Origin of the sequence: Aminobacter sp. BA135 (genome assembly GCF_050859125.1) — a bacterium.
Lineage (GTDB): Bacteria > Pseudomonadota > Alphaproteobacteria > Rhizobiales > Rhizobiaceae > Aminobacter > Aminobacter ciceronei.
Genome location: NZ_CP139572.1, coordinates 1,737,040 through 1,758,632, shown reverse-complemented (window position 1 = coordinate 1,758,632; position 21,593 = coordinate 1,737,040). Strand labels below are relative to the sequence as shown.

General features: G+C 64.8%; 21 protein-coding genes and 1 riboswitch. Of the genes, 2 read left to right on the top strand and 19 right to left on the bottom strand.

Annotation, left to right across the window (positions count from 1 at the left end):
• Positions 1 to 118: 118 nt before the first annotated feature.
• Positions 119 to 1,567, bottom strand: a complete 1,449-nt coding sequence (locus SLT36_RS08635; protein ID WP_432286862.1) for an aldehyde dehydrogenase family protein — start codon at positions 1,565 to 1,567, stop codon at positions 119 to 121.
• Between the two features lie 294 nt (positions 1,568 to 1,861).
• On the opposite strand from SLT36_RS08635, the gene SLT36_RS08630 reads away from it, so the two are divergent.
• Positions 1,862 to 3,106: a TCR/Tet family MFS transporter gene (locus SLT36_RS08630; RefSeq protein ID WP_432286861.1), complete on the top strand. Its 1,245-nt coding sequence runs from the start codon at positions 1,862 to 1,864 to the stop codon at positions 3,104 to 3,106.
• Between the two features lie 7 nt (positions 3,107 to 3,113).
• Here SLT36_RS08630 and SLT36_RS08625 read toward each other — a convergent pair whose 3' ends face one another.
• The 9 genes from SLT36_RS08625 to SLT36_RS08585 form a co-directional block, all read right to left on the bottom strand.
• The gene (locus SLT36_RS08625; protein WP_432286860.1) at positions 3,114 to 4,109 is read right to left on the bottom strand and encodes an LLM class flavin-dependent oxidoreductase; all 996 of its coding nucleotides are present in this window, start codon (positions 4,107 to 4,109) and stop codon (positions 3,114 to 3,116) included.
• On the bottom strand, positions 4,109 to 4,882 hold the full coding sequence (locus SLT36_RS08620; RefSeq protein ID WP_432286859.1) for an ABC transporter ATP-binding protein: 774 nt from the start codon (positions 4,880 to 4,882) through the stop codon (positions 4,109 to 4,111). Before SLT36_RS08620 ends, SLT36_RS08625 begins: the two co-directional genes overlap by 1 nt.
• Entirely contained in the window at positions 4,879 to 5,982 is a 1,104-nt protein-coding gene (locus tag SLT36_RS08615; RefSeq protein ID WP_432286857.1) for a FecCD family ABC transporter permease, read from the bottom strand. Before SLT36_RS08615 ends, SLT36_RS08620 begins: the two co-directional genes overlap by 4 nt.
• A 62-nt stretch (positions 5,983 to 6,044) precedes the next feature.
• Positions 6,045 to 7,094, bottom strand: coding sequence for an ABC transporter substrate-binding protein (locus tag SLT36_RS08610; RefSeq protein WP_432286855.1), 1,050 nt, complete (start codon positions 7,092 to 7,094; stop codon positions 6,045 to 6,047).
• 268 nt (positions 7,095 to 7,362) lie between these two features.
• Positions 7,363 to 7,552: riboswitch (cobalamin riboswitch) on the bottom strand.
• A 121-nt stretch (positions 7,553 to 7,673) separates the two neighbouring features.
• Positions 7,674 to 9,155, bottom strand: coding sequence for a nucleotidyltransferase family protein (locus SLT36_RS08605; RefSeq protein ID WP_432286854.1), 1,482 nt, complete (start codon positions 9,153 to 9,155; stop codon positions 7,674 to 7,676).
• Positions 9,155 to 9,829 carry a glycosyltransferase family 2 protein gene (locus tag SLT36_RS08600; RefSeq protein ID WP_432286852.1) on the bottom strand — a complete coding sequence of 225 codons (675 nt, stop codon included), beginning with the start codon at positions 9,827 to 9,829 and terminating at the stop codon, positions 9,155 to 9,157. Before SLT36_RS08600 ends, SLT36_RS08605 begins: the two co-directional genes overlap by 1 nt.
• The gene (locus SLT36_RS08595) at positions 9,826 to 10,587 is read right to left on the bottom strand and encodes a glycosyltransferase family 2 protein (RefSeq protein WP_432286851.1); all 762 of its coding nucleotides are present in this window, start codon (positions 10,585 to 10,587) and stop codon (positions 9,826 to 9,828) included. Before SLT36_RS08595 ends, SLT36_RS08600 begins: the two co-directional genes overlap by 4 nt.
• Complete coding sequence (locus tag SLT36_RS08590) at positions 10,584 to 11,633, bottom strand: serine kinase (RefSeq protein WP_432286850.1); 1,050 nt, start codon at positions 11,631 to 11,633, stop codon at positions 10,584 to 10,586. Before SLT36_RS08590 ends, SLT36_RS08595 begins: the two co-directional genes overlap by 4 nt.
• Before the next feature lie 48 nt (positions 11,634 to 11,681).
• On the bottom strand, positions 11,682 to 12,107 hold the full coding sequence (locus tag SLT36_RS08585) for a PqqD family protein (protein WP_432286849.1): 426 nt from the start codon (positions 12,105 to 12,107) through the stop codon (positions 11,682 to 11,684).
• Between the two features lie 223 nt (positions 12,108 to 12,330).
• Between SLT36_RS08585 and SLT36_RS08580 the strand changes: the two genes are divergently transcribed.
• Complete coding sequence (locus tag SLT36_RS08580) at positions 12,331 to 13,419, top strand: hypothetical protein (RefSeq protein ID WP_432286847.1); 1,089 nt, start codon at positions 12,331 to 12,333, stop codon at positions 13,417 to 13,419.
• A 67-nt stretch (positions 13,420 to 13,486) separates the two neighbouring features.
• Here the strand turns inward: SLT36_RS08580 and SLT36_RS08575 are convergent, their stop codons facing one another.
• The 9 genes from SLT36_RS08575 to SLT36_RS08535 form a co-directional block, all read right to left on the bottom strand.
• Positions 13,487 to 14,215: a lipase family alpha/beta hydrolase gene (locus tag SLT36_RS08575; protein WP_432286845.1), complete on the bottom strand. Its 729-nt coding sequence runs from the start codon at positions 14,213 to 14,215 to the stop codon at positions 13,487 to 13,489.
• Positions 14,216 to 14,270: 55 nt separating this feature from the next.
• A complete protein-coding gene (locus SLT36_RS08570; protein WP_432286843.1) occupies positions 14,271 to 14,573 on the bottom strand; it encodes an XRE family transcriptional regulator in 303 nt (100 codons plus the stop codon).
• Between the two features lie 97 nt (positions 14,574 to 14,670).
• Positions 14,671 to 15,558, bottom strand: a complete 888-nt coding sequence (locus SLT36_RS08565) for a DUF1684 domain-containing protein (RefSeq protein ID WP_246765201.1) — start codon at positions 15,556 to 15,558, stop codon at positions 14,671 to 14,673.
• A 22-nt stretch (positions 15,559 to 15,580) separates the two neighbouring features.
• Positions 15,581 to 16,921 carry an acyl-CoA thioesterase/BAAT N-terminal domain-containing protein gene (locus SLT36_RS08560; RefSeq protein WP_432286842.1) on the bottom strand — a complete coding sequence of 447 codons (1,341 nt, stop codon included), beginning with the start codon at positions 16,919 to 16,921 and terminating at the stop codon, positions 15,581 to 15,583.
• A 37-nt stretch (positions 16,922 to 16,958) separates the two neighbouring features.
• A complete protein-coding gene (locus SLT36_RS08555) occupies positions 16,959 to 17,873 on the bottom strand; it encodes an Ldh family oxidoreductase (RefSeq protein WP_432286841.1) in 915 nt (304 codons plus the stop codon).
• The gene (locus SLT36_RS08550; RefSeq protein WP_067957918.1) at positions 17,870 to 18,583 is read right to left on the bottom strand and encodes a GntR family transcriptional regulator; all 714 of its coding nucleotides are present in this window, start codon (positions 18,581 to 18,583) and stop codon (positions 17,870 to 17,872) included. The genes SLT36_RS08555 and SLT36_RS08550 overlap by 4 nt, the downstream gene beginning before the upstream one ends.
• Positions 18,584 to 18,604: 21 nt before the next feature.
• Positions 18,605 to 19,420, bottom strand: coding sequence for an ABC transporter permease (locus SLT36_RS08545; RefSeq protein WP_432286839.1), 816 nt, complete (start codon positions 19,418 to 19,420; stop codon positions 18,605 to 18,607).
• Positions 19,417 to 20,187 carry an ABC transporter ATP-binding protein gene (locus tag SLT36_RS08540; RefSeq protein ID WP_067957912.1) on the bottom strand — a complete coding sequence of 257 codons (771 nt, stop codon included), beginning with the start codon at positions 20,185 to 20,187 and terminating at the stop codon, positions 19,417 to 19,419. The genes SLT36_RS08545 and SLT36_RS08540 overlap by 4 nt, the downstream gene beginning before the upstream one ends.
• Before the next feature lie 32 nt (positions 20,188 to 20,219).
• The gene (locus SLT36_RS08535) at positions 20,220 to 21,236 is read right to left on the bottom strand and encodes an ABC transporter substrate-binding protein (RefSeq protein WP_432286837.1); all 1,017 of its coding nucleotides are present in this window, start codon (positions 21,234 to 21,236) and stop codon (positions 20,220 to 20,222) included.
• Positions 21,237 to 21,593 lie beyond the last annotated feature (357 nt).

Sequence of the window (21,593 nt, the reverse complement as noted above, 5' to 3'; positions counted from 1 at the left end):
GTCTGCACAGGTAGAGTGTGACCTCGCAGAACTTGGGTTCCTCGCCCCCACAACGCGGGGGAGAGGTGGCACGGCGAAGCCGTGACGGAGAGGAGGAACCTCTTGAGACGAAAAGAGATCAGCCCAGACCTTCCTCGAACCCGCTGATCGCCTTGACCTCGAGGAAATCCTCGATGCCCCATTTGCCGCCCTCGCGGCCGAGGCCGGACTGCTTGTAGCCGCCGAAGGGGCTGCCATAGGGGCGGTCGGTGCCGTTGATTTGCACCATGCCGGCACGGAGCTTGCGCGCCACGCGTTGGGCGCGCGCCTTGTCGCCGGTCTGGACATAGGCCGACAGGCCGTAGGGCGTATCGTTGGCGATGGCGATGGCTTCCTCTTCCGTTTCGAACGGGATCATCGCCACGACAGGGCCGAAAATCTCCTCGCGGGCGATGCGCATGTCGTTGTTGGCGTCGGCAAACACCGTCGGGCGTACATAATAGCCGCGGTTGAAACCTTCGGGCCGACCGAGGCCGCCGGCAACGACACGCGCGCCCTCCTTGATACCGGCATCGATCATGCCCTGTACCTTTTCGAACTGTACGTCGGACGACAGCGGGCCGATGTGGTCGCCATCCTCGGCCGGGTTGCCGACCTTGACGGTGGCGGCATATTTCGCCGCGATGTCGACAGCCTTGGCATAGACCGGGCGCTGCACCAGCATACGTGTCGGGGCGTTGCAGGACTGGCCGGTATTCTCGAAGCAGTGCGCCAGCCCACGCGTCACCGCGTCGGTAAGGTCAGCGTCGTCGAAGACGATGTTGGGCGACTTGCCGCCCAGTTCCAGCGCCACGCGCTTGACCGTTTCGGCGGAAGCCTTGGTCACGGCCACGCCCGCGCGGGTCGAACCGGTGAAGGACATCATGTCGATGCCGGGATGGCGCGACATCGCCTCGCCGACTGTCGGCCCGTCGCCATTGACCATGTTGAAGACGCCGGCCGGGAAGCCCGCTTCCTCCATCATCTCGGCAAACACGATCGACGACATCGGGGCGATTTCAGACGGCTTCAGCACCACCGTGCAGCCGGCGGCCAGCGCCGGCACGACCTTCAGTGCCACCTGGTTCATCGGCCAGTTCCACGGCGTGATCAGCCCGCACACGCCGATAGGCTCGCGCACGATGCGCTCCTGCGGGTTCTTGTCGTTGAGCGGCTCCTCGAATTCGAAGCTTTTCAGCACCTCGATGAAGCTCTTGATGTGTCCCGAGCCGCTGGCTGCCTGCTGTTCCAGCGCCAGCTTGATCGGCGCGCCCATCTCCCAGGAAATCGCCTGGGCCATGTCGCCCACCCGCCGCTTGTAGGCAGCGAGCAGCTTTTCGAGCAACGTGATACGCTGTTCGCGGCTTGTGGCGCTCCACGCCGGGAAGGCGCGCTGCGCTGCGGCAACCGCCTTGTCGACGTCGGCGGCGGATCCCAGCGAGATCACCGCGAAGGGCTGCTCGTCGGCCGGGTTGATGACGTCGAGCTCTTTCGCGACCGTCGGCGCGACCCAGTTTCCATCGATGAAGAAATCCGTCTTGCGCAGCATGGCAGGCTCCTTGGTTCACGCCCCCGAAAATCGGGATCTCAAAATGCGACAGCGCCCTTGCGCCGGGTTGGACGCAGGGCTTGGTCGTGTTGGCAGTCTTGTAGAACGGCGCGCGGCACGTCCGTATCTCGAATCCGACCGCATTTGTAGGTCGGCTTTCCCTGAGCGTGAAGACTTGGTTCAGCGCTTCACGCGTTCTTGCCCCAATGTCAGTAGGTTTGGATAATATACCCCGCCACGTCTGGATCGCGCGTCAGCTTGTTTTTATAAGGCTCGTCCATCGAGGCCACCACCATGTCCATCACCGGTTCGCGTCGCCAGGCGGCGATCGCCTTCATCTTCGTCACCGCCGTTCTCGACATCGTCGCCATGGGCATCATCATTCCGGTGCTGCCTTCGCTGATCGAGGAGTTCGCCGGGTCCAACGCCGATGCTGGCTGGATCAACGGTGTCTTCATCGCGCTGTGGGCTTTCATGCAGTTCGTCTGCTCGCCGATCATCGGCTCGCTGTCCGACCGCTACGGCCGTCGCCCCGTCATCTTGCTCTCGACGGCAGGGCTTGCCGCCGACTACGTGCTGATGGCGCTGGCGCCGAACCTGTGGTGGCTGGCGCTCGGCCGCATCGTCGCCGGCATCACCTCGTCGAGCTTCACCACGGTCTTCGCCTACATGGCCGACATCACCCCGCCCGAGGGTCGCGCCCGCGCTTACGGCCTGATCGGTGCTGCCTTCAGTGCCGGCTTTGTTGCCGGTCCGCTGATGGGTGGCTTCCTCGGCGAAATCTCGCCACGCGCTCCGTTCTGGGTCGCGGCTGCGATGAGCGGGCTCGCCTTCCTCTACGGCGCCTTCGTGCTGCCGGAATCTTTGCCGCGCGAGAAGCGCATGTCGTTTTCCTGGCGCCGCGCCAATCCGTTCGGCGCGATGATGCTGCTGCGTTCGCACCCTGAGCTCACCGGGCTCGCCGCAGTGACCTTCCTGCTGCATTTCGCCCATCACGTCTTTTCGGCGGTGTTCGTGCTTTATGCCGCCTACCGCTACGACTGGCATGCCTGGGAGGTCGGCACGCTTTTGGCGATGGTCGGGGTGCTCGACATGATCGTCCAGGGCCTGATCGTCGGGCCAGCCGTCAAGCGCTTCGGCGACCGCGCGACGATGGTGTTCGGCCTGTTTGCCGGCGCCTTCGGCATCGCCTGCATGGGCCTTGCGCCTACGGGATTCTGGTTCTCGCTGGCGATCATTCCGAACGCGCTCTGGGGCCTCGCCATGCCGACGACGCAGTCGCTGATGACCCAGCGCGTTTCAGAATTCGAGCAGGGCCAGTTGCAAGGCGCCAACATGAGCGTGGCGAGCATCGCCGGCGTCGCCTCGCCGCTGTTCTTCGGCGCGGTCTATGCCTGGACGGTGCGCGACGGCACGCCGCTGCCCTATCCCGGCCTCGCCTTCTACCTCGCGGCGATCGTGCTTTTCGGCGCGGCCCTGCTGGGCTGGGTGGTGGCGCGCAAGGCAGACCGTGCCGATGCGGCCGAGAAGGCCGCCTGAGACGCGCTCAGGCGGGCCGCAAGGCTGGCAGCACCTCGCGTCCGAAAAACTCCATGTCGGCGAGCGCCGCCGCCATGTCGACGATGCCGTTGCCGTTGAAGACCAGGCGCATGGCATCAATACCCGTAACTGCCGCCAGCGCCCTGAGCTGCGCCACACAATCGTCGGGCGAGCCTGCAATCACCTGCCGCGTCATGGCCGTCTGCCGGTCGGGCATCACGATCTGGTCAGTAGGCCGCCCTGCGGCCTTTGCCGACGCCACCCGACGTTCGAACAGCCGCGGCACCAGCTCGTCGAGCTTGCCCATCGCCTGCACCGTCGTCGGAGCGATGCAGACATAGCGAGACAGTTGCGACGCCCGCAGACGGCAGGCATGGCCCTCCTCCTCGAGGATTGCCTGGTAGGTGGCAAGCTGCCCGACTTCAGGCGGATCGAGACTGAGCAGCAACGGCAATCCCTCGCGGGCGGCGAAGCCAAGCGTGTCGCGCGAGGTGCCGGCGACATAGACCGGCACCGTCTCGCCTGGAAGAAGCGGTCCAACCGAAACCTCCGAAGCCGGCCAGCACGCGCCCTCTTCGATCCTTGCGCCTGATGTCCAGGCATCGCGCATGATCCGGTAGGAGTCCTCGAAACGAGCCCTGGTGTTCTCGGCGGCGATGCCCAGCGCGGCAAGCGTCGCCGGATGCGTGCCACGGCCGATGCCCAGGTCGATGCGGCCGCCGCTCTGCCAGTGCAACTGTGCCACCTCCTCAGCCAAGAGGAATGGATGGTAGAGCGGCGTCACCACGATGGAGGTGCCGACCCGCAGGCGCTGCGTCCGGGCAAGGATGGCGGAGGCGAGGATCAAGGTCGACGGATAAGCCTGCGGCGGGTTCTGGAAATGAAATTCGTTGAACCAGATGCCGTCGAAGCCCATGCGCTCGACGTCTTCGCAGAGCCGCAACATCGAAGCGTGGCTCTCGGCCCTTCCCCCTCGCGCAAAGCCTGAAATGTCGAGGCGCATCAGGTCAGCTCGTGCGGGGCAAAAACGGGAATGTCGCGCAGCAGCCCGATCTCGACATTGACGCCATAGACGTCGCGCACCGTCTGTTCGGTCAGCGTGCTGCGCCAGTCGCCATGGCCGACAACGGCGCCCTTGTCGAGCAAGAGCAGGCTGTCGGAAAAGCGGGCGGCGAGCGACAGGTCATGGATGGCGACCAGCGCCGTCACACCTCGTTCGCGCGCGATCTCGGCCACCACGCGCAGGGTGAATAGCTGGTTGCCGATGTCGAGCGCGCTCGTCGGCTCGTCGAGCACCAGCACCTCGGTCTCCTGCGCCAGCGCACGTGCCAGCATCACACGCTGGCGTTCGCCGCCGCTGAGCTCCGACATCGGACGGAAGGCGAAATCCTCGAGTCGCAGCCGCCTGAGCATGTCCTCGACGACGGCGAGATCACCACGGCTCGGGCTCGCCCCCATATGCGGTGTGCGGCCGAGCAGGCAGGTCTCGAACACCGTCGCTGGAAAGCTGAGCGGCGAGGATTGCGCCACATAGGCGATCCGGCGGGCGCGGACTTTGGGCGACATCGCGCGGATGTCGTGGCCGTCGAGCAGGATTCGCCCCGACGACGGCGTGGCAAGGCCGAGCACGGTCCGCACCAGGGTCGACTTGCCGGCACCATTGGGGCCGATGAGGCCGAGTATGTCGCCCTTCGTCAGCCCGACCGAGACCTCGCGCAGCACGGGGCGGCTGCCATAACCGAAGCTGACCTTGTCGACGGAAAGATAGTCGCTCATGAAAAATACTCCGAGCGCCTGGACAGGATCAGGTGCAGGAACAGCGGCACGCCGACGAAGGCGACGACGATGCCGACCGGAATGACTGTCGGGCTGAACGCCATGCGCCCGACAGTGTCGGCCAGAAGCAGCAGCATGGCGCCGCAGATCGCCGAAAACGGGATGAGATGGCGATGGTCGCTGCCGATCATCAGCCGGGCGACATGCGGCCCGATCAACCCGACAAAGCCGATCACGCCGGTGAAGCTGATGACCACCGCCGAGACCACCACCGACAGCACGACGGCGATGCCGCGCAGCAGCGCGACATTGATGCCGAGCGAACGCGAAACGTCGTCGCCGGCGCTCGTCAACGCGTTGAATTGCCAGGCCCGCGACTGCGCCAGCGGCAGGGCGACCAGCAGTGCCGTACCAGAGACGGCAACCGCATCCCAGCCGATGCCGTTCAGGCTGCCGAACGTCCAGTGCACGACCCGGGCCAACTGCTCCTGGGTGGCGACGAACTGCACGGCTGCGGTCATGGCGCTGAACAGGTACATCAGGGCAATGCCGGTCAACACCATCGTCTGTGCCCCCATGCCGCGCAGCCAGGCCATGGAGAACACCAGCACGGCGCAGCCGAGTGCGAACAGAAATGCCGTCAGCGGCACGAAGTAGAGCCCGGCGGCGCTGAAGCCTATGCCGAACATGATGGCGATCGAGGCACCGAAGGCCGCCGCCGAGGACACGCCGATCGTATAGGGACTGACCAGCGGGTTGCGCGTGATCGCCTGCATCAAAACGCCGGCGAATGCCAGCGACCCACCGGCCACGATGGCCATGACGACGCGCGGCAGGCGCAGATGAACGAGCACCCGCGCCTGCTGCGGATCGACCTCGGCGACAAAATGACCGAACGAGACCTTTTGCAGGATGACCATGAGCAGCGTCATCAGCCCCGTCTCGGCGATGCCGACGATGGCAACGCCGCCGGCGACCAGCAGCAGCACGAGCAGCGAACACAGGATGACAGCCGCCTTGCGATGGCCGGTTCGGCGGTAGCGGCTGGAAATGCCGTCGGATCGGCTTCGCGCGAAATCGGCGCTGCTCGCGATGTCCATGGTCGAAGGCTCCGGATTGGGAAAATCACGCCGCAGCCTCTCGGGCCGCGGCGTGCGGTCCGTCAGTTGGAGGCAGTGCCCTGATAGGTCATGGCGCCCTGGAACGGCAGGCCCTGATAGATCTCGATCCATTCCTTCATCGCCGCTTCGGGATCGACGTCGGTGAAGCGGTCGGGATAGAGCCACTTGGCGACCTGCAGCGCGCCGGTGACCTTGGACGAGCCGCCGGCGAGGTAGTAGTTGATCAGACGCACATTGCCTGCCTGCCCTGCCGGCGTGCCCGATATTTCTTCGCGGGCGACGATCGCCTTCCAGCTCTCGGCGAACTTGGCCTCGGGAATGGTCTGGTAGGAACCGGGCTGCAGCTTGATCACCAAGTCCGGCTTGCGGGCGATGATCTCCTCGGGATCGACAGTGAAGCTGTTTTCGTTGCCGCGCGACGACGGCTCCTTCTTGATGTCGATGTCGCCGAAGACATTGATGCCGCCGCCGGCCTCGATCATGTCATGCCAGCCAGAGCCAGGCGTGACGGTCACCAGGTCGCGCACTTCTTCGAGATAAACCTTCTTGCGCTCGACGCCCTTCAGCCGCTCGGCCAGCAGGTCCATGTACCTGGTGTAGTAGGCGTTCAGCGCGTCGGCCTTTTCCTTCTCGTCGAACAGCTTTCCGAACAATGTCACGTTCTCGACATGCTGCAGCGTGTCCCAGGCGGTAACGACAAGCACCGGAATGTCGAAGGCCTCGAGCTTACTCGCGGCCTCCTCGTAGACGCCGTTGCGCGGGATCATCACCACGTCGGGCTTGAGCGCCACGATCGCCTCGTAATTGGGCTGCGTCTGGCCTTGGCCGACAATGTCGGCTTCCTTGAACTGCGGCCAGTAGGTCGGATCCCGCATCGTGCTGGCATCGACGCCAACGACCTTGTCGATGGCGCCAATGGCACGGGCGAACTCGACCGCGTAGCGGTTGAAGATCACCGCGCGCTTGATCGGCAATTCCAGCTCGACCTTGCGACCGGCATCGTCGGTGAAGCTTTCGGCAGCGGCCGGAGCGAGTCCGATGGACGATGCCATGGCTAGTCCGAGCCACAATGTCCACTGTCTGATGTTCATGATCTCTCCTTGCTTGAAAGGGGTGCGCAACGCCTGGCGTTGCCATGCCCGGAAGGCGTCCGGGACGATAGGTCGAGGCGCGATGCCACGGCAGCAGGCGACGAATGCGTCTGCCCAAGCTTTCGATATTCTTGGGAAACCGTTCTTCCCGACATCGCCGCGCCAACCTCTGCCTGCCCTGGCGGGGATGCGGAAATGCAGACCTGGCGAAAGCCGCAAACGGGCCTCCGGACGGGAACCGGCATTCCTGTGGCACACCCCGACCACGGAATCTCACTCTGTCAGGCAGGTCTCCTGGCTCGCGGGTCCTAGCCTTGTCGCCCGTCTTCCCGGCACGAATGCCAGTGACACAGGGGCAATAGGCTCACCGCTTACAGTTGCGGGACAGCTCCGGTTTCGCACCGGATTCCCTCTTAGCTTCCACCTCGCGGCGGAAGACCATGACGGCGCCAACCTATCGACGGCCAAGGTAAAGTCAAGTTGCCATCCGGGACTATACAGGGCGGCATTTGCCTGAGCCGCGACGATGCTGGAGACCAGGTTGCGCGGAACTGCAAGCAGCGCAAACTGTTCTCCGGCTCAGCGAACCGGCGAAACGGTCACCGAGACGATCTGGAACGGCACCGCACCATAGGTGGCGACCGTCTGCTCGTGCTCCCACGCGCGGAATTGTCGCGACGGCCGCGCCGACAGCACCAACGCGCCATCCGCCTGGTCCGGCCGAATGGTACCGCGAAACCGCAAAGTCAGCCGGCCGCCTGATTTACCCAGCTTGCGATAGCGCAGCCGCGCGAAATGGCATTCGCCGCCATTCAGCTCCATCTCGATGCGACGGCGCACCGGCGGCACGTCCAGCCGCACGACGATGTCGATCTCGGCAGGCGCACCGCCAACTGCCGCCGGCGGCAACGGCACCTGCTGCGCCAGTGCCGGGGTGACCTGCCCCGCACCATCGCCCGCCTGCGTGCGCCGGCCATGCCAGACGACGCCGGGCAGCTCGCGCTCACGGACAGCGCGTTTCTTGCGCATGCGCAACTGCTTGGCGACACCGCGTGACAGCCAGGTCAGACCCTTGAAGTCGGTCCGCGGCTTGGCCTGCAGCAAGGCAGCGATACGGGCAGCGCCGGCGCGATCGGCCATGTCGACCACCTGCTCCAGCACATCGTCGGGAGCCGGCACCGACATCTCTGCTTTCAGATAGCTCAGCGCCACCGCCGTCGGCACGGCAAGGTGCCTGCGGGCGACGACGTCGCAAAGTACGGCCCAGTCGACGCCGCCGGCGCGGATCGCCGAGGCTGTGTCGACCAGCCAGTCGCTGTGGGTATGAGCGTCGAGGCCGCCATGGCCGATCGCCAGCGTCACCCGGTCGGCGCTCGAAGGGACCAGCACGTCGAGACTGGTGAAGGAGGCCGGCGTGGCACGCTGCCAAACCGCAGCGTCGTCCGCCTCATCTGCCTGCGACCAGTCATAAGCGACCTGGTGCAGATCGATGTCGCCATAGCTGCCCTTGAAGAAATTCATCGACCGCACCGCAGCTAACCGCGGCTTGAGATATTGGGGACTGACCCCTGTCGACACCTGCCAATCGCCCCGGCGCAGCACGTCGAAGGCGTTGGCCATGTGCTCGGGGTGCACAAGTATGTCGATGTCGTGCGCCACCCGGCCACGCTGTGCCGCCGGCTCGACCGCGATGCGGCTCGCGCCCTTGAGCAGCATGATCGGCACGCCGGCCGCGACGATGGCCCTCAGTGCGGGCTCGGCCTCGCGCATGGCAAGCCGCGACTTGGTCCACAGCATCTTCTGCAGGCCAGCGAGACGCGGATAGGCGGGATGCGCGGCCAGCGCCTTGCCGAACCGGTCGGCGATCGCGGCAAGCAGCCTGTGCTCGCGGAACTCGACAGCATCGATGTCGTTGGCATCGAGCCACCGCAAGGCCTGCGTCTGCGCGACCGCATGGTCCGGCAACAGCACCGCCTTGAGCAACTGGTCGAGACCGTTGGTTGGCCATGCCCAGCCATAGTCGGGGAAGCGCCGGCCGATGCGGCGTGACGTCGGTGCCATCAGCCCTGCCCGGTGTTCTTGAGCTTGCGCCGCAGCATGGCCATCCTTGCCACCTCGAGATAGCCGCGGTCACGCTCGGGGTCGCGACCATACGACATGCTTCCCGGCAGGATCCGGCGCAAGGCCAGCACCTCGTCGATCATGGCAAGCTGATGACCATCCTCGCGGGCCCGACCGAGCCAGTCGACCATGTCGCCCCGGTTGCCGGACGGATCGATCACCGGCCCGACGGCGAGCGCCACTTCGCGGCGGACCAGCATCGTCGTGCGCGACCAACCGGGCGCCACCTTGCCGGTGCCGTCATCGGTTTCGCCATGCCGGAACGTCCGCCACTGCGTGAACACGGCAGCCAGTTGCGGCGCCTCTTCCAGCCTGCGAAACTGACGCTCGATCTTGTCGCCAAGCCACAGATCGTCGGCATCGACAGTCGCAATGAAGGGCGCCCTGGCCAGCGCGAAGCCGTGCGTCGTGGCACTGCCCGGTCCGGAATTGTCCTGCCTGACATATCGGACCGGAACGCCCGATTGCCGCGTCACCGCCTCGGTCTCGTCGGTCGAGCCGTCATCGACGACGATGATCTCGGCAGGCGGCACTGTCTGCGCGGCAACCGAGCGCAGCGTCTCGGCGATCGTGCGGGCCGCGTTCCAGGCGGGAATGACGACGCTGTAGCTCATGACCGAAGCGGCGCCCCATCGCCCGACGGATGCGCCACCTTGATGAAACCTCTGAGGTCGCCGAGCGTCGGGTCGGCCTTGCGGCGGCGCATCGATTTCTGCATCGCCTTCAGGAACTCCCGCCGCGACTCGGCGACGTTCCGGGTCAAGTTGTGCTCATGGCGGCGGTAGTAGAGCGCGACCGTGTCGGGAAAGACAAATCGCGCCCTCTGCTCGAAGATGCGAAACAGGAAGTCGGTGTCCTCGGCCTGCGCCAGGTCCTCGTCGAAATCGCCGATCCGCGCAATCAGACCGCGACGGTAAATACCGGCCGACAGGTGCACGCCGCGAAAGATGCGGTCGTCGCACCCCGCAACCGGCTCCAGCGTCTCGTCGTCGATCTGGTCGACCATGCGCATGTAGGAATAGGTGAGTTCGAGCGTAGGGTCGGTCTTGAAATAGGCAAGGTCGGCGGCAAAGCGCCCTGCGGGTGAGATGTCGTCAGAATCGATGAAGGAGACGAACTCGGTGTCGTCAGAGAGCCGGCGCAGGCCGGCATTGCGCGCCTTGGTCACGCCTGAATTGGCTTGTGAAAACAGGCGGATCGGCGCGCCGTCGGCGATGAATGACCGCACAGCCGCCACGGTACCGTCGACCGAGCCGTCGTCGATGACGATGATGTCGAGCTCCGCCGCGTCGCGCTGGCGCAAAACCGAGCGCAGCGCCGAGCCGATGTAGCTCTCACGGTTGTAGACGGGCAGCACGATGCCCAGCTTCATGAATTGCCCCTGTCCAGAAACGCAGCAATCGTCTCCGCGATCTCGTTGCTGCGCGTCCCCAATGCCAGAGTGTAGCACGGCAAACGCCGCGTCAGCTCGCCAAAGAAGCGGAATCCGCTTTCGCGTTCACCAGGCATCTGCGCGATGCCGGACGGCGCCAGCGCCATCAGTGCCTCCTTGCGCGCAAGCGGCGTGATCGCACTTTGCGCCGCACCCGATATCTGCGGCACCAGCAGCGCCACGATGTCGAGTTGTCCGGCAACACCGCGCGGGCAAACATCCTGGACCCTGAACTGATACTTGCCCTGCCAGTTGAGCGGCCCCGGATCGTGCAGCAGCCTGGCAAGCCCGAGCCGTTCGAAACCGGCCTGATCCTGCTTGAGGGTTGTGAACAGAGGGCGCGCCAGCGAACGGTCGCCGTCGAATTCGACCAGCACGTAGTCGTCGCCGACGCTGTCGAGCCCGGCAAGCAGGCCCGAGGTGACCGTGCCCGACTTGCCGGCGCCGCCGGCCCCGGCCAGCAGCACGCCCCTGCCGCCCGTGCCGAGCGTTCCGGCATGCGTGAGGCGCATGCCACGCGCCGCATATTCCCAATGCAGGAAGCAGCGCAGCGGCGCGCCGAACTCCCATGGCGGGCAGCCGTCAGCCGACAGCATGAGCTGAACGCCCAGCCGCTTTTCGACATCGTAGAACTGCCAGTAGCTGAGGTCGTGGAAGTAATGGCCGCGCAGGCCGTTGGCCTCGAGCCGCTCGGAAAACATGTTGGGATGAAACAGCGCCTCACCCCATAATGCCGGCTGCGGGATCGAGCCAAGGCCAGGATGGGCGAGGAAAATCCGGGCCGGCGTCGCAGGTTCTGCAGCTGTGGCTGCTGCCATTCCATGGGCAAGCGCCATCGCCAGATCCCCGTGATCGGAAAACACGTCGATCACAAGGCCGGGCAACTCGACCCGACTTCTCCTGGGAAAGGCATCGGCATTCGCCTCGCAGGCGGCTAGAAGCTCGCGCGCATAGTCGGCAAGATCGTCAAGGGTTACACGTCGCATCGGAACCTGAAGGCAGCAAGTGGTATCGAAATGCGCCGGAAACCGGCGCTACTGCTTCACCGCCGGCCAGCCGGCAGGCTCGTCGACGTCGTGGATCGGGTCGACCATGACCAAGTCGGCGAGCTCGTCGTGCATGTCGACCTTGAGCGCCTCGCGAGCTGCCGCCAGACGCTGCGCCAACTCAGGCGACAATGCCCCGGATGCCATGCCGGTCGCAGGCGAGAGCAGTCCATAATCGGTCAGCCTGGCAATGAAGGCGTCCAGGTCGGCGGCGGAAAGCTGTCCGCTGCCGCAGGTGCGGCCGACCAGACTTGCCGGCGGAACCTGTGCGATCAGCGCTTCCCAAATGCAGCTGCCGCTATCGGAGAAGCCGAAATACCTGCCGCTGGCCAGGTCGAGAACGACCGCGTCACCATCGAACGTCTCATAGACGATGTCGTTGCCCGAGACCGCGTAAATTGTCGAATACCCCACGCCTGCCCTACCCCTAGGTTTTTCCCGGCAAACTGCTTATCAAGCAAATGCACATATAAGCAACAGCTGCGGGCCGAGCTATCTATAGGGTTGTATTGCAAAACGCAACACTCGCGTCTAGATTGTTTTTGGTGGCAATTTTCGGCACCTCTCCGTGGCCCTTCTCTGTCGGGTGGTTCCCGTGCGATAGGTGGGCGTTGCACGGGCTCGGCTTGCGGATGACATGCGACTGAAAAACAGATTGAGACTGGCGTGGTCGAGCCACGTCCATGCCGGTCCCGGCTTTGCACCTGATGCCGCCTCGAAAGCCGGAGCCGAGCTGCGCGTGGCCGCCGGCCGGCTGGACGACGGCTCGTACCCCGTCTTCTGCTCGTCGATGCTCAATCACGCCCCGCTTGGCGTTGCGAACTATCTTGGCTCGCGCCTGGCAGGGCGAGCAGTGCTGTTTCTCGTCTGGTTCACTTGGGCGATGCGCAAGGAGCGGCAGATCCTGCGGACGCTGACCGCTGAGCGCCTCTATCGCCGCCGCCATCCCGAGCATCGCTTCGTCTTCATGTGCAATGAGCTGGAAGAGGTTGCGCTGTTTCGCGAGAACGGTCTGAACGCGCTGTTCTGCAGTCACAACGCGCTGGCCGATGAAGAAACGTTCAAGCCTGTATCCGGTGTCGAGAACACCTACGATGCCTTCTACAACGCCATGATCAGCCCCTGGAAACGCCGGCATCTGGCCCGGCTGGTGCCCAGCGCCGCCCACGTCTTCTACGAATCGCGCCTCACCGGGCGGCAGAAGACCGCCGAGCTGCTCGACGAACTCAAACGCATGATGCCGGAACATCACTTTCTCAATCCGCACGATGCCCACCGCATCGAGAAGCTCGATTGGCAGGCGATCAATGCCGTCATGGCGGCGAGCGCCACGGGCCTGTGCCTGTCGGCGGAGGAAGGCGCGATGTATGCCAGCATCGAATACCTGCTTGCCGGCCTGCCCGTCGTCTCGACGCCCTCGATAGGCGGCCGCCATATCTTCGGCGACCCCGAGACATGGCTGACAGTGGAACCCACTGAAGCAGCGGTTCGCGACGGTGTCGCTCAGATGAAAGCGCGGAATGTGCCGCGCGAGCGCGTCCGCGACATCACGCTTGCCAAGGTCCACCAGCACCGCAAGCGGCTGCGCGCCTGCGTCCTGGTGGAGACCGATGGTCAGGTCGACCTGCCTGACAACTATGGCCACGCCCTCTACCGCCGTCTCAACAACTGGCAGCGCGGCCTGGACTTCGAGCGGATGCTCGTCGACGACTATCGCAGCGAATGAAGCTGATCCAGCGCTTCCAGCCGTCTATTCAAGACTTTTCCAGCCCCCCCCGACAAGCCTCTCCCGCTCAGTTGCCCAGCCCGCGCCGCAGCAGTTCGCCCAATGTCAGTTGGTGGTCGAACCGTCCGTCGCGCAGGAAGTTGATCGTCTGGGCGATGACCAGCGGATTGTTCATCATGAAGGTGTGGGTGGTCGGCAGCACGATGTGGTCGACCATGCCGGCGAGCCTGGTGCTTTCCACCGACACCTTGCCGTCATTGGGCCCGTCGAACATCGTCGACAGGATCGGGTTCACGCTGCGGTCACCGGCGATGATGCCGACCTCGAAATCCGCAGCACCGAGCTGGTTCGGAACGCTGTCCGGCCCCGTGCCGAGCTGCATGCCGGCGGGGCCATTGAGCATCTCGAACAACTTGAGTCCGCCGAGCGTGTCGACGACCTCGGAGCCGTGGTTGGGCGGCGCAAGCATCACCACCCGGCCGAGATTTGGCGGCCGGTTGTCCTTCAGCCAGACCCGGAGCAGGATACCGCCCATCGAATGGGTGACGAAGTTGACCCTGGCTGCCGGACCGCACTTTGCCGCCGACGCACCGACATGGGCGATCAACTGCCCGATTGGCGCCTCGACCGAAGGATAGGTGTCGCTGACGACGGCGTAGTCGAGTTTGGTGAATGTCTCTTCCATCAGCAGGAAGGACACGTCGGAGCGCGCGAGGCCATGCAGCAGCACGACGCAGTCTTGCGCAAAGGCGGCCGACGACATCAGCGACAACAACAGGGCAGACAACAGTCGCATGCGCGAAGCTAGACCGGATTGCCCGATAGCCTCAAGGACGAGATCATGAGCCGCCTCAGGGAACGTCGTCGCTGGCGGCAGGCCCGCCCTCGCCCTCGAGCATCGACACTCTTTTGGTCACCGACCGGCTGAACTTCAGGCGCACGCCCGCGCCATTGCCGCCCTCCTCGGGGATGAAGACGGCGCCGTAATGTTCCAATGCCGCCTGAAGCGCGCCAATGGCGGCATCGTCCGGGATGCCGGTCTTGCGTTCGAAGGCCTCGATATCGGCCTCGTCGACGCCGGAGGCCACAGCCAGTCTTTGCCGGCTGATCTCCACCAGCGCACGCGCCGCCCTGCACATCGCTCCCGTCATCATCGCCCGCGCCTCCTGTCGAAACAGAAGTGATTGCAAATGGCGAGGTGTCTGTCACCCCACCACATCGGGAACCGCACGCGCGAGCGGCAAATGCCTGTCAGGCGGCGTCTGTGCCAGCCTGATAGGTCATCGTCCTGACCACGTCCCGCGCTGGGCGCTTTTCACCGGCGAGAACCTCGAAATCGAGCTGGTTCTCGCGCGGGACCAGCGGACAGGTGACGAAGTTGGTGAAGGCGCATGGCAGCGCCACCGCATAGTTGAAATCGATCCAGTCGATGCGGCTGTTGGTGCCGTCGGTGAACTGCAGTTCGATGACGCGGCCGGCACCGTAGGTGACGGGGCCACTGGTCTTGTCGCGGACATGGGCCACCGGCTGCACGCCCGTTGCCGTGTCCTTGCCGATCAGCTCGATGGTATAGCTCTTGCCATTGTGCTCGAAGGTGAAGGTGCCGATCCGCGGCGTCGATTCACGCACGCCGGCTTCGACGGTTTCCGCCTCGTATTCGGTGATATCAGTCGGCGTGTAGACGCCGGGAATACGCCATGCTGGATCGTAGTCGAATGCGGAAACGCCCGCCTCCTCCACCGTCGTCGCCACGCGCGGATCGCGCACGCGCACACCATAAAGCGACTTGCCGTCATTCCTGCTGCGCAGGATGGCTTCGACCTCGTTGACACCGAAATAGACGGGCTCGCTTTTGCCGTGGCCATAGGTCTGGTTGCGGCCCGGAATGATCTCGACCGGCTCGGTCGGATAGGTGCCATTGACGGAGAGGTTCGGCCCCGAAGCGGGCGGGGTGAACATGACCTTGCTGTCCTCGACCGACCAGGTTCCGGGGAGCAGGTCGAAGCTGACGTCCTTGTCGCCGGCTTCCAGCCAGTACTGGGCGACGAGCGAGGTCCAGCCATAAGGCCGGAACATCTTGGCGACATGAGCGTAGCGCCATTCGCGCCACTGGCCTTCCAAATGTTCTCTTGTGGGCATGTTCGTCTCCCTTTCGAAGAATTCAGCTTTTTGCGTGGGCATTCTGGTGGGTGGCGGCCCCGGTGATCTCGTCCAGGAAGGCGAGCATGCCGCGCCAAGAGCCGGTGTCGGCCCTCGAGTTGCCGGAGGGCGTGCCGCCGTTGGTGTAGGGGACCTTCGACACCGGATGCAGGCGGCTAATCTGCGTCGACGGCACGATCGGTAGGTTGATGGCGTGACCGGCATCGTCGAAATCGAGATGCCGGACTAGATGACGATGGCCGTGCTTTTGCAAGGTCGATACGACCATGCGGGAATAGAGGCTGGACGGCCAGGCGCGGTCGTCGCGCCCGGAGATCAGCAACACCGGACCCGCTATTTTTTCGACTGGAATGCGCGCACGTGCAGCAAGCGCGGTGTCCTTCAGGCCTTCGAAGAAGACCGAATGATGCCGGTTGGGCGGAGCCTCGCCGGCCCAGGGATGCCAGTGCACGGCGGCATTGTCCTGCCACAGATGCGGCAGCGGAACGCCGCCCCTTGTCCAGGTCGTGCCTTGCCAGCCGCCACGTGCCGGATCGCCCGCGCCCTGGGCGCCATGGACCACAGCACCTGGCACGAAAGCAATCACGGCGGAGACCAGTTCAGGGAACGTGGCGCCGAGCAGGAGCGCGAGTTCGCCGCCGCGCGACTGGCCGCTGACAGCGACGAAGCCGTCTTTCGGCTGGAGCTCTCGACGCGCCCAGCGCAGGCCGGCCTCGAGATATTCGAGCGGTGTTTCGGTGATGAAGGGCGACAACCCCGGCGCCTTGAAGTAGCCGAGCGCAAAGGCCTGGTAACCACGGGATGCAAGCAGTGCTGCGCGCGGTTCGTTAATGCCGCCGCCCGAGCCGTTGAGCACCACGACGACCGGATGCGGTCCCGACCCGGCGGGCGTGAACAGCGTGCCGACCAATCCGTCGTCGCGGATCTCGCAACGCTCCACTCCAGGCGCGGCGAAAGCCTGAAGAAGCCTGGCCTCGGCCCGCACGCCACCTGCGGTTTCGGCTGTCAGCGTCGTCGCCATGGGCTGCATGATATCGTCGGCGAAGAGCTCGGCGCTGGTACTGTCGACCGGCTGCTGGCTCCAGATCAGGCCCATGGCTGCAACTTCGGCATAGTCTCCGCCGACCGGCGCGTCACGGGCCAGGTCGACCACGCCGTCGGCGCCCGCCATGAAGGTCGCCTGGCTCATCCAGGTCACGCCATGCGCCCGCTCGGTGCGGGCAGAGACGGCGACGAGTTCGTCAGGGACGAGGCCGGAGACGACGATCCGCCGCGGCTCGTCGATCAGGCCGTCTAAGGCATCGATGGAAAAGACAGGTGCTGAAACGGGCTTTGTGGTCATCTGGCTTACAAACTCTGCATCTGGTTGACCGGCGTGGTCATCGGCCTGGCTGGATCGTCATGCGGGCGAGAGAGGTGTCGAGACGCTGGACGAAATCGTCGTCCAGCACGGCCTTGGGTGCCGCGCGGCCGCCACGCGGCCAGTGACCGCCGCCCTCGATCCAGTCGCCCTTCAGCCCTTCCAGCTTTGCTTGCCAGTCGATGCCTTCATCAGCCTTGGCCGGATCGAAGGCGAGAATGAACACGCCCCGCCCTTCCGGATCACCCCTGCCTCCGCCGGCGATGCCGGCCATGAGCTCGACGACCAGCCCGAGCAGCGAGCCGATCTGGCCCCCACGCGGTAGCAAGGCCGCAACCTCGGCAGCAATGTTTGTCGGTCGGCCTTCACCGTCCAGCGCGATCCCTTCAGGCAGGGGCGCGCCGGAAACGCGGGCATTGCGGATATCTGCCATGGTCGCCGTGCTGGTGGCGACGTCGATGACGACACGGTTCGCACCCTGCCCCATGGCCAGCGCCAGTGGGTTGGTGCCGATCACCGCGCGACTGCCGCCATGTGGCGCGACGAAGGGCGGGCCCTCGGCGCCGGCGATGCCCAGAAGGCCGGCATCTGCGAGATGGCGAACGAAGGGAGCGAGCCGCCCGAAACCCCTGACGCCGCGCAGGAAGACGGCGGCGACGCCGAACTGCCTGGCAGCCTCGGCCAGATCGAGTGTGGCGCTGGCGACCGCCAGCGGCGCAAAGCAGGAGGCACAGTCGAGCCAGCCTATAGCCTGCGCGCCGTCGCGTACCGGCACCGGCGCAGCATCAACAGTCCATTCGTCGAGCATGGCGATGCCGAAGCGCGGCAGGCCGAGCTCATCGGCCTCGACAAGCGCCGACGCCGCGAGCTGCGCTGCCGGGCCGCCGCCAAGTGCTGCCGCCAACCGGCCGGCCGCATCAGGGATCGCGATCATTCGGCCGGGCTCCGCGCTGCGCCGCCAAGCTGGATCTCGCTTGCCGACAGATAGCCCAGCGTCATCAGACGCTCGATCAGGAACTCCCTGGAGTGCTTGATATGTGCGAACTCGATCGCCGCGGCCCGCTCGCCGTCGCCGGCCGCAATCGCATCGACCAGTGCCGTATGCTCGTCGGAATGCTCGCCTGCCTTGACGGTGAAATCGATGGCAAAACGCAGCAGGCGTTCGAGCTCGTCGAACAGGGTCTCTGAAAGCGCGACGACACGCTTGTTGCGGCTGCAGCGGGCAATGGCGAGGTGAAAGCGCCGCGCCACCTGCTGCATGGTGCCGATATCCATCGGCTCGGCATATTCCCTGACGATCTGGCGCAGCAGCGCGATTTCCGCCGGCGTGGCGTAACGTGCCGCCTGCCGCGCCGCATGCGGTCCGATCGCGGCGCGCATGTCGAGGATATCGTGCACCGCCTGGAAGGTGATGGGAGCGACGCGATAGCCGCTGCGCGGCAGGATCGTCACAAGTCCATCGGCGGCAAGCTTCTGCATGGCATCGCGCACCGGCGTCTTCGAGACCTCGTACTTGCCGGCGATTGAGGCAGCATCAAGCGTCGTCCCCGGCACGATCTCGCAACGCATGATCTCCTGGCGGAGCGCCAGATAGATGCGCTCCGAAACGGGTGCATTCACGGTGGGGTCGGCGTCGACGATCATGAGCTTGTGCTCCTCAGCCCCTCAGTGTTTTGCCCAGGGCACGAAACGCCGTTCCAGCGCCTCGAGCGCGAGAATGGTGAGATAACCCAGGGCCGAGATCACCACGATGCCGACGAACATGCGCGACACCGCAAAGGTCTGCCACGACGCCCAGATGAAGAAGCCGACACCGCTGCGCGCGCCAAGGAATTCCGCCGCCGCGATGATGATGTAGGACGACCCTGCGGCCAGCCGGAGCCCGGTGAAGATGTTGGGCAGAGCCGACGGCAGTGCAATGCGGAAAAATGTCTGGAAGCGCGTCGCGCCGGCGTTCTTGGCAACGTCGAGATAAATCTGCGGCGTCTGCATCACCCCGCCCATGGTGTTGTAGAGCAAGAGGAAGAATACGCCGATGGCGATGACGACGAATTTCGAGGCGTCGCCGACGCCGAAGATCAACAGGATCAGCGGCAGGATGGCGATCTTCGGCACGGGGTAGAGTGCGGCAAAGATCGGCCCGAGCACCCGCCGCGCCGTCTGCGACAGGCCGAGGATCAGGCCGAGCAGAATGCCCGGTACGGCACCCATGACATAGCCGACCGAGACGCGGCGCAGCGTGGCACCGATATGGTCGAAGATTTCGAAGCTGGCGATCATCTGCCAGGCGGTGCCGGCAATGGCACTCGGCGGCGGGAAGAAGCGCCGGTCGATGACATTGAGCTGCGAGGCGATCTCCCACAGCAACAACAACAGGATCGGGCTGAAATAGGAGATGGTGCGGAACAGCCGCTCACGCTGGGCCGGAGCCTTGAGCTGGCGGATCTGTTCTTCGGTCAGCTTTGCGGTGATGAGGCTCATGCGTGGCGCTCCGGCGAAGTTGAGGCCAACAGCCGCCAGACCTCATAGGTGAGGTCCCAGAAACGCTTGTCGCGGCGCATCTCGACGACGTCGCGCGGCCGGTCGAAGGGGACAGTGAGATCGGCGATAATGGTGCCGGGACGCGGCGACATCACCAACACCCGGTCGGCCAGTGTCAGCGCCTCGTCGACGCTGTGGGTGATGAACACGACGGTCTTGCCCGTCGTCTCCCAGATGCGCAGCAATTCCTGCTGCAGCACCAGCCGCGTCTGCTCGTCGAGTGCGCCGAACGGCTCGTCCATCAAGAGGATCTCGCGGTCGTCGACAAGCGCGCGCGCCACCGAGACGCGCTGCTTCATGCCGCCGGACAGCCGGTGCGGCAGCGCATCGGCAAAGTCGGTCAGCCCGGTCAGTTCGAGCAGTTCGTCGACGCGCATCCGCCGCTTTTCGGCAGAAACGCCCTTCAGGCTGAGCGGAAAGCCGACATTTTCGCGCACGGTGAGCCAGGGCAGCACCGAAGCCTCCTGGAACACCATCGCTGGCGGGTTTTCGCTCCGCATGTCGATGCTGCCGCCGAGCTTGCTTTCAAGCCCGGCGAGGATGCGCAGCACCGTCGTCTTGCCGCAGCCGCTGGGACCGACGATGCAGACGAATTCGCCGCGCTTGACCTCGAACTCGACCTCGTAGGCAGCGACGGTCGTGCGGTCGCTGTCGGCGTCGTAGAAGGCCTTGGTGAGGTTGCGCACCTCGATCGCCGTTTCGCTCATCGTACCCGCCCCTTGCGGCAACGCGGCCTGGGTCACTTCTTGCCCACCAGTTCGTTGGCGCGCTTCAGCAGGTCGCTGCGATAGACCGAGGAGATGTCGACGTCGCCCTTGTATTCGAGGTCGCCGCGCTTGCGGAAGAATGCCTCCTGCTCACGCACGGAGTTCAAGTCGATCGACCCGTCTTCCGAACGAATGGTGTAGGCTATGCCCTGCAGCAGCGATTTTTCGGTGCCGGTGTAGCGGGCGACGATGTCGAGCACCTTCTCGTCCTTCCAGCCGCCATTGTCGAGCTGGCGCGCGGCCTTGAGATAGGCGGCGAGGAAGTTGACGACGGCATCCTCGTGGCTCGCCACGAACTCCTTGTTGAAGGCGATGAAGCCAAGCTCGGTGCCGAAGGTATGGTCCTCGACAAGGCGGCGGCCCAGGCCTTCGCGCTCAAGCTGCAGGGCGAAGGGTTCGATGCTCCAGCCGGCCTCGAGGCCGCCATTGGCGAAGGCGGCGGCAGTCGCAGGCGGCGGCAGGTAGATCGCCTCGACGTCGTCGACGGTCAGACCACCCTTCTCCAGCGCCTTGGCGACCGAATACATGCCAAAGCCGCCAGGCCCTGGAATACCGACACGCTTGCCCTTGAGGTCGGCGACCGTCTTGATGCCTTCGTCCCAGGCCTTCTGCGAGACCATGAAGGGCGACGGCGACGGCACGGTATTGGGCATCTTGGCCGAGGTTGCGACTATGGCGACCGTGGCGCCCGCATTGATCGAGTTGAACAGCCCGGCACCCCAGGTCGCGGCACCCGCCTGAACATTGCCGGAGGCCAGCATCTGGATCGTCTCGGCGGTACCGCTCTTCGGCGACAGGGTCACGTCGACGCCGTATTCGTCGAAATAGCCGAGGTCCTCGGCGAGGAAGAACGGCGCGTAGTCGGCAAAGGGCGAATAGAGGAATTCGATCTTCGGCTTGTCCTCAGCCAGCGCGCCACCGGCGGCTCCGGCAAGAAGGCCAGCCGCAAGGGCTGCGACAACAAATCCGCGACGATTGACGGCAAACATAAGAACCCTCTCCATTGAGCGATCAGCCAGACTTTGATGTCCTGGATTTTGCAACTGATGCATCACATGGTGAAGGTGATATTTTCTAATTGGATTGGCAAGTGGAAAAATCTCATCCTCGAAGGTTGGCCATGGCAGCACGCCGGCGCAAAGGCCTAGCTTGTAGCGACCACAGAGACCCGACCGGCCCCGGCGCGAATTAAGAATCGCGAGGCTTGATCTGAAATATATTTCAGTATATGAATTTTATTGACATATGCTGGGTGAGCTGTAATCTCCAGACCGTCGGCTTTCGGGAGGAAGTCCGGCGGCAATCAATCCACATAGCGGCGCCTCGGGCGGCCGCGACGGTCATTG